This is a genomic window from Candidatus Dorea massiliensis AP6 (assembly GCF_964245105.1).
GTDB classification, from domain to species: Bacteria; Bacillota; Clostridia; order Lachnospirales; family Lachnospiraceae; genus Laedolimicola; species Laedolimicola intestinihominis.
In genome coordinates this window covers 158762-164761 of sequence record NZ_CAXTKW010000009.1, presented here as the reverse complement: position 1 = coordinate 164761, position 6000 = coordinate 158762, and the positions used below count along the sequence as shown (strand labels likewise).

Below are 6000 nucleotides of genomic sequence, written 5' to 3'. Positions count from 1 at the left end.
ATGGAGAAAACTTTGATTCTGAAACATATCTCAAGGATGCTCTGTCTATTAATTTCCTACAGTAAATTTACCCGAACACCTTGTAGAAAAGAATCGAAAAAAGTGATATACTCAAATCAAATGACAAAAAGGGGGAGTTATCCATGTATGGTTACGAAAATGCAGCATCCGGCCTCAAAAAAATGTTCACTGCTCAGGTGGGTTCTATTATCTGCGTGGTACTTATGATGATTCCATTCATCGGAATAATCGGACTGATCGGAGTATTTGCATTTACAATTATGTCCCTGATCGGACTGAACAGCGCAGGAAAAGACATCGAAGGCTGCAAAACAGCCTTTACACTTACCATTGTGCAGATGGTCGTAGGTGTAATCGGTAATCTGGCTGGCACGGGAGTTTTTGCTACGGTTTTCTCTGTTGTAAATGATATTCTGGCGCTTATGGTTGTCCGGGCGGTCTGCCTGTCGGTGGCAGAGGTGATGGATCAGCTGAACCAGCGGGTTGTGGCAGATAAGGGACGGTCTGTATGGAAGATTAACCTGGGATGCTATGTGGCGGATATCGTTCTGACGATTCTGGCGGTGATTCCTTTGCTGGGGACGGCTGTGGCGGCTGTCGGCGGGTTTGTGACTACGCTGTTGTCGTTGGTGGCCAGCATTCTGTATATTATGTTCCTGTCCAGTAGTTATAAGGCTTTGGAAGTTTAAAATACGGGCTCCGAAAGGGGGCAGCGCAAATTTTCCACGTTCGAGGCGACTTAGCCTCTCCTTAGGAAAATTTGTGCTGCCCCCTTTCGATTACCTGAATAATGTCTTGCGGGCTTGAATAGTATAATACGAAAATGTACCGTGGGATGTCCTTTTGTTATGAAAAAAGTCCGTACATATCTGCTCCTGATTTTTATTACGATGAATATAGTCGGAACGTCGATGAGGACGTACGCTGCGCCTGGCGGCGTGTCTGACGACTTTAGTCTTTATGCGCAATCGGCGGTTTTGATTGACGCGGATACGGGCCGCGTCCTGTATGCGAAGGATGCGGAGCATCAGCGGCCTATGGCCAGCACGACGAAGATTATGACATTGATTGTGGCGCTGGAGAATGCGAATCCGGATGACATAGTCACCGTTTCGGATTACGCGGCTTCTATGCCGGACGTGCAGCTTCATCTGCGAGCCGGCGAACACTATCGCCTTGGAGATCTTCTGTATTCTATGATGCTGGAGTCGCATAATGACAGTGCGGTGGCGATTGCGGAGCATGTGGCGGGTACGGTTCCGGCTTTTGCAGTGCTGATGAATGCGAAGGCGCGGGATATTGGGTGTTACGATACGTATTTTATTACGCCGAACGGGCTGGATGCGGAGGATAGCGGGGGCGTGCATTCTACGACAGCTTTCGATTTGGCCAGGATTCTGCGGTACTGTATTATGCAGTCTCCGAAACGGGAGGAGTTTTTGAAGATTACCCGGACGGGGGCGTATAGCTTCAGCGATGTGGAGGGCGTAAGAACCTTCACAGTCGGCAATAAAAATGCGTTTCTGCATATGATGGAAGGCGCTCTGACCGGCAAGACCGGCTTTACGGGGAATGCGGGGTACTGCTATGTGGGGGCTCTGCGGCAGGAGAAACGGACCTTTATCGTGGCGCTTCTGGCCTGCGGCTGGCCCAACAACCGCAGCTACAAATGGAGCGATACCCGGAAGCTTATGAGTTATGGCCTGGAGAATTATACGTACCGGAAAGTCTGGCAGGAACCGGTTTTTCCGGAAATTCCGGTAAAAAACGCGGCTCCGGAAAATGGGGATCTGACGAAAGACGTGTATACAGCGGTGCGCCTGTCGAAATGTGACCCGGGTGCCGCACTGCTTTTGTCTGACGCGGACACATTGCAGGTGAAGACAGTTCTGCCGTCGGAGCTGTCCGCTCCTCTTGTGCCAGGCACTGTGGTGGGCAGCGTCCGTTATTATTTGAACGGCCAGGTCATGAAGGTCTATCCTGTAGAGGCAGCGGAAGAGGTGGAGGCGGCGGATATCTGCTGGTGTCTGGAAAAAGTGACGGAGAGGTATCTTTTCCAAAAAGGAATGGAACCGCAGGAAAAAGAGGGATGACTGAGAACCCCCTCCGGGGCTTGGTGCGGAAAGGTCTGTCTTTTATAATGGAGGTATTGAAAAAGAGAGGGAGGAACACCATGAGAAAAACAGCATTGTTCCTGAGCCTGTGCGTATTCATTTCCGCTATAGCAGGCTGCGGAGCACAGAAACAGGAAACACCGGAGACAGTCACGGAAGTGGTCGAAGAGACCGTGGAGAGCGGGGATACGAAAACCATCACCGATATGAGAGGAAAGGAAGTAGAGATTCCACAGGACCCGGAACGGGTAGCGATTCTGGATAAGGGCTTCCTTGTGCAGACTATGAGAGCTTTGGGCGTTACAGACAGAATCTGCGCCACCGGAGGCCTGATCACCGAAGCAGGCGATCCGGAGGAACGGGACAGCCTCTATCTGTTCCCGGAGATTATGGAACTGCCCATCATCGGATATCCTACGGACGCTGTGGATTTTGAGACCCTGGCGGGAGCCAATCCGGATCTGGTGATTTTGCGGAACAGCGAGTATATTAAGGACAGCGAGATCACGGCTGACGCTATTTCCAAGATTGAAGAGGATCTGGGGTTGCCGCTGGTAGTGATCAATGGACCGGGCTGCTATGAGGAGCCTTCCCTGGAACAGCAATATGAGGGAATCAGGGTGCTTGGACAGGTATTTGGAAAAGAGGAGCGGGCTCAGGAGATCACGGCTTATATGCAGGAACAGGTGGCGATGGTGCAGGAACGGACCGCAGAGATTCTGGAAGAGGACAGGCCTTCCGTCATGTACATCGGACTGCGGAATGACGACGGCGTGGGCGTGGTCTGGGGAGATAATTTCGGAGATGCCAAGTTTGCCGGCGAGTACGCGAATATCCGAAACGTCTATGAGGAGCCGTCCCGGTCTACCATGTCCGCAGAACAGATCCTGACCCTGGATCCGGAGGTAATGATTCTTTGTACCAATTCCGTGCGTCCCAATCCCGACATCTTGAATACAGATCCGGCCTATGAGAATCTGCGGGGCGTCAGTGCTGTGAAGAACGGGCGTGTGACTTCCATCGGCCTCCTGACCTGGTGGGGTGACTTCCGTCTGGAGTTCCCTACGATTCTTCTGATAGCGGCCAAGTCAGCTTATCCGGACCAATTTCAGGATATAGAAGTAGGAAAATGGCTGAATGAGTATCACAGAGAACTGTATCAGGTGACGGAGGAAGAAGCGCAGCGGCTCAAAGAGATCCAGCAGCTGGACTGGATGGACAGCCGGGGCTTTTAAAGAAACATGGGAAATCAATATGACAGCCGGGAAGCGTCAGAGGCTTATGACCGGTCAGAAAAAATCCGAAAGGACGGGATAGCCCGTGCAGAGTCCATGAACCTTGCTACCGGGACGAAGGTATTGGATATCGGAAGCGGCCCGGGAGTGCTTGCGCTCCCGTTGGCCCGGCTTGGGTGCCGGGTGACGGCAGTGGAACCTTCCGGAGAAATGCGCAGGCTGCTCCGGCAGCATCTGGAGGAGGATAACCTGCAGGGCGTTAAGATTCTGCCTTATACCTGGGAGGAGGTTCCGGAAGAGGAACTGGAGGATTATGACAGAATCGTGGCGTCCTATTCCCTGTATATGGAAGATTTCGGGGCGGCAGTCCGGAAAATGAACCGGCATTCCAGAGGAAGGGTAGAACTGTACTGGTTCGCGGGAGAGACCTCCTGGGAACGGGATCAGAGGCTGCTGTCCTGTGAGCCTGGAAAAGACAGTGGGGAAAAAGTAGGAAGAAAGATAGATACCCTTTATCAGATCCTGTACGATATGGGGATTTATGCGGATATCACGATGCTTACGGATACGTCCTTTGACAGAGAATATGATTCTTTCCGGGCGGCAGTGGAAGATATGCAGAAGCGGTATAAGATAACAGACGCAGAGCTTCCCATACTGGAACGGTATCTGGAAAGACGCCTGAAGAAACAGGGCAATCTCTGGTATTACCGGGATTTAACCCATTACGCGAAGCTGTCCTGGAATGTCCCGGAACGGGAGGAAGAAGCATGAGACGAAAAAGAATCTGCCTGCTGGCCGGCATGATGGTGTTTTTACTCATGATGATTCTGGCGGTTCACTTCGGAAACTATCCGGTCCGGATACGGGAGATAGGACAGGTGATAGGGGCTCATCTGAGGGGAACAGTTTATCCGGATTCCAATGTGGATACCATTGTCTGGAAGATCCGGCTTCCCAGAGTACTGACGGCGGCGATGACGGGGGTTCTGCTCAGTGTGTCGGGAGCCGTGTTTCAGGGAATCTTCCGCAATCCTCTGGTGGAACCCTATGTGCTGGGCGTGTCCTCCGGGGCTGCCTTTGGAGCCGCGGCCTGCATTGTATTTTCCTGGACTTTTATTTCCAAAGGGGCAGCGGCTTTCCTGTTTGCCATGCTTGCCATGGCACTGGCCTACGGCTTTGCATTTGAAAAAGAGGAGATACCGGTAGTACGGCTGATTCTGTCCGGCATGATCATATCCTCTGTGTTTACAGCGCTTCTGAACTTTCTGAAGGTGGCGGCTTCTGACAGCAAACTGCGGGAGATTACCTTCTGGACCATGGGCGGTTTTTATACCTCAGAGTGGAAGGGGGCCCTGCGCCTGACCGCGATTGCGGTTTTGGGCCTGATCCTTACGTGCGGCTATGGCTGGAAGCTGAATGTGCTGGCCATGGGGGAGCAGGAGTGCCGGACTCTGGGAATTCATGCGGGCAGGCTGAAGCTGCTTCTGATTGCTTCCGCCACGTTTCTGACGGCGTCCTGTGTGGCAGAAGCCGGAATTATTTCCTGGGTGGGTCTGATGATTCCCCATGGAGCCCGGATGCTGATTGGACCGGATCACCGGTATATGATTCCTTTTTCCGCTTTGCTGGGAGGAAGCTTTCTGGTACTTTGCGATACGCTGGCCCGCACTCTGATGATGGGGGAGCTTCCGGTGAGTATCGTGACCTCCATTCTGGGAGCGCCCTATCTGATTTATCTGCTCAGGCAGAACAGGAAGGTGTATTTTGAATGAAAACAGAAGAAAAAAGAGTGGAATTTTACATACAGGATGTGGAATTTTCCTATGAGAAAAAGAAAATATTAAAGGGGATTCAGGCGGACTTCCGGGGAGCCGGAGTCTACGGAATCTTCGGGCCAAACGGTTCCGGAAAGAGTACACTGTTAAAGTGCTGTTCCGGTATTCTGAAACCGGAAAGGGGCAGCATTCTGGTACAGAACCGGGCGGTGAACAGCATGAGCTGTCAGGAACGAAGCCGTCTGATTGCCTGCGTTCCCCAGGAACACAGACTGTCTTTTCCGTTTACGGTGGAGGAAGTAGTTCTGATGGGACGGACGCCCTATCTGGGTGGAATCCGGGGGCCGAAAGGGGAAGACCGGGAAATGGCCTGGAGAGCCATGGAAGAAATCGGGATCACCGAGCTGTCTGACAGACCTTATACCCAGTTGTCCGGAGGGCAGAGACAGCTGGTTCTCATGGCCCGGGCTCTGGCCCAGGATACACCGGTGCTGATTCTGGATGAGCCCACCTCGGCCCTGGATTTCAAAAATCAGATGAAGGTTTTTGAGATCCTGCGGACATTGGCAGCAAAGGGAAAGCTGATTCTGGCCTGTACCCACGATCCCAATCATGTGAAATGGTTCTGCGACCAGGTGCTGATCCTGAAGGAGGGAGAAGTCATGGCCCGGGGAGCGGTGAGCGATACGCTGACGCAGCCTTGCCTGGAAGGTCTGTACGGACAGATCTGTCAGCTGCAGAACGATGTAATTATTCCAAAAAGGAATGCGTGTGCGTAGAAAAACGGGATAGTTAAAAAGACAGAAAGAACCCCCGCCGGGGCTTGCGGGGAGCCGGAAGATTTGTTAAGCT

The 6000-nt window shown here is 52.3% G+C and carries 6 protein-coding genes; all 6 read left to right on the top strand.

Features of this window, described 5'->3' with window-relative positions:
* The first annotated feature begins 143 nt into the window (after positions 1–143).
* The 6 genes from ACESZP_RS11000 to ACESZP_RS10975 all read left to right on the top strand — a co-directional run bounded on the left by ACESZP_RS11000 (position 144) and on the right by ACESZP_RS10975 (position 5927).
* Entirely contained in the window at positions 144–710 is a 567-nt protein-coding gene (locus ACESZP_RS11000) for a hypothetical protein (RefSeq protein ID WP_499709045.1), read from the top strand.
* 201 nt (positions 711–911) lie between these two features.
* Positions 912–2114, top strand: coding sequence for a D-alanyl-D-alanine carboxypeptidase family protein (locus ACESZP_RS10995; protein ID WP_499709044.1), 1203 nt, complete (start codon positions 912–914; stop codon positions 2112–2114).
* An 80-nt stretch (positions 2115–2194) separates the two neighbouring features.
* Entirely contained in the window at positions 2195–3370 is a 1176-nt protein-coding gene (locus ACESZP_RS10990; RefSeq protein ID WP_499709043.1) for an ABC transporter substrate-binding protein, read from the top strand.
* A 6-nt stretch (positions 3371–3376) separates the two neighbouring features.
* Positions 3377–4144 (top strand): class I SAM-dependent methyltransferase, encoded by a 768-nt coding sequence (locus tag ACESZP_RS10985; protein WP_499709042.1) that lies wholly within the window; start codon positions 3377–3379, stop codon positions 4142–4144.
* A complete protein-coding gene (locus ACESZP_RS10980) occupies positions 4141–5145 on the top strand; it encodes a FecCD family ABC transporter permease (protein WP_499709041.1) in 1005 nt (334 codons plus the stop codon). The genes ACESZP_RS10985 and ACESZP_RS10980 overlap by 4 nt, the downstream gene beginning before the upstream one ends.
* A complete protein-coding gene (locus tag ACESZP_RS10975; RefSeq protein WP_499709040.1) occupies positions 5142–5927 on the top strand; it encodes an ABC transporter ATP-binding protein in 786 nt (261 codons plus the stop codon). The genes ACESZP_RS10980 and ACESZP_RS10975 overlap by 4 nt, the downstream gene beginning before the upstream one ends.
* Positions 5928–6000: the final 73 nt, after the last annotated feature.

Excerpts from the sequence above, each read along its gene's own strand:
- ACESZP_RS10985 (WP_499709042.1), top strand. The coding sequence starts at position 3,377 with ATGGGAAATCAATATGACAGCCGGGAAGCGTCAGAGGCTTATGACCGG.
- ACESZP_RS11000 (WP_499709045.1), top strand. The coding sequence starts at position 144 with ATGTATGGTTACGAAAATGCAGCATCCGGCCTCAAAAAAATGTTCACT.
- ACESZP_RS10980 (WP_499709041.1), top strand. The coding sequence starts at position 4,141 with ATGAGACGAAAAAGAATCTGCCTGCTGGCCGGCATGATGGTGTTTTTA.
- ACESZP_RS10995 (WP_499709044.1), top strand. The coding sequence starts at position 912 with ATGAATATAGTCGGAACGTCGATGAGGACGTACGCTGCGCCTGGCGGC.
- ACESZP_RS10990 (WP_499709043.1), top strand. The coding sequence starts at position 2,195 with ATGAGAAAAACAGCATTGTTCCTGAGCCTGTGCGTATTCATTTCCGCT.
- ACESZP_RS10975 (WP_499709040.1), top strand. The coding sequence starts at position 5,142 with ATGAAAACAGAAGAAAAAAGAGTGGAATTTTACATACAGGATGTGGAA.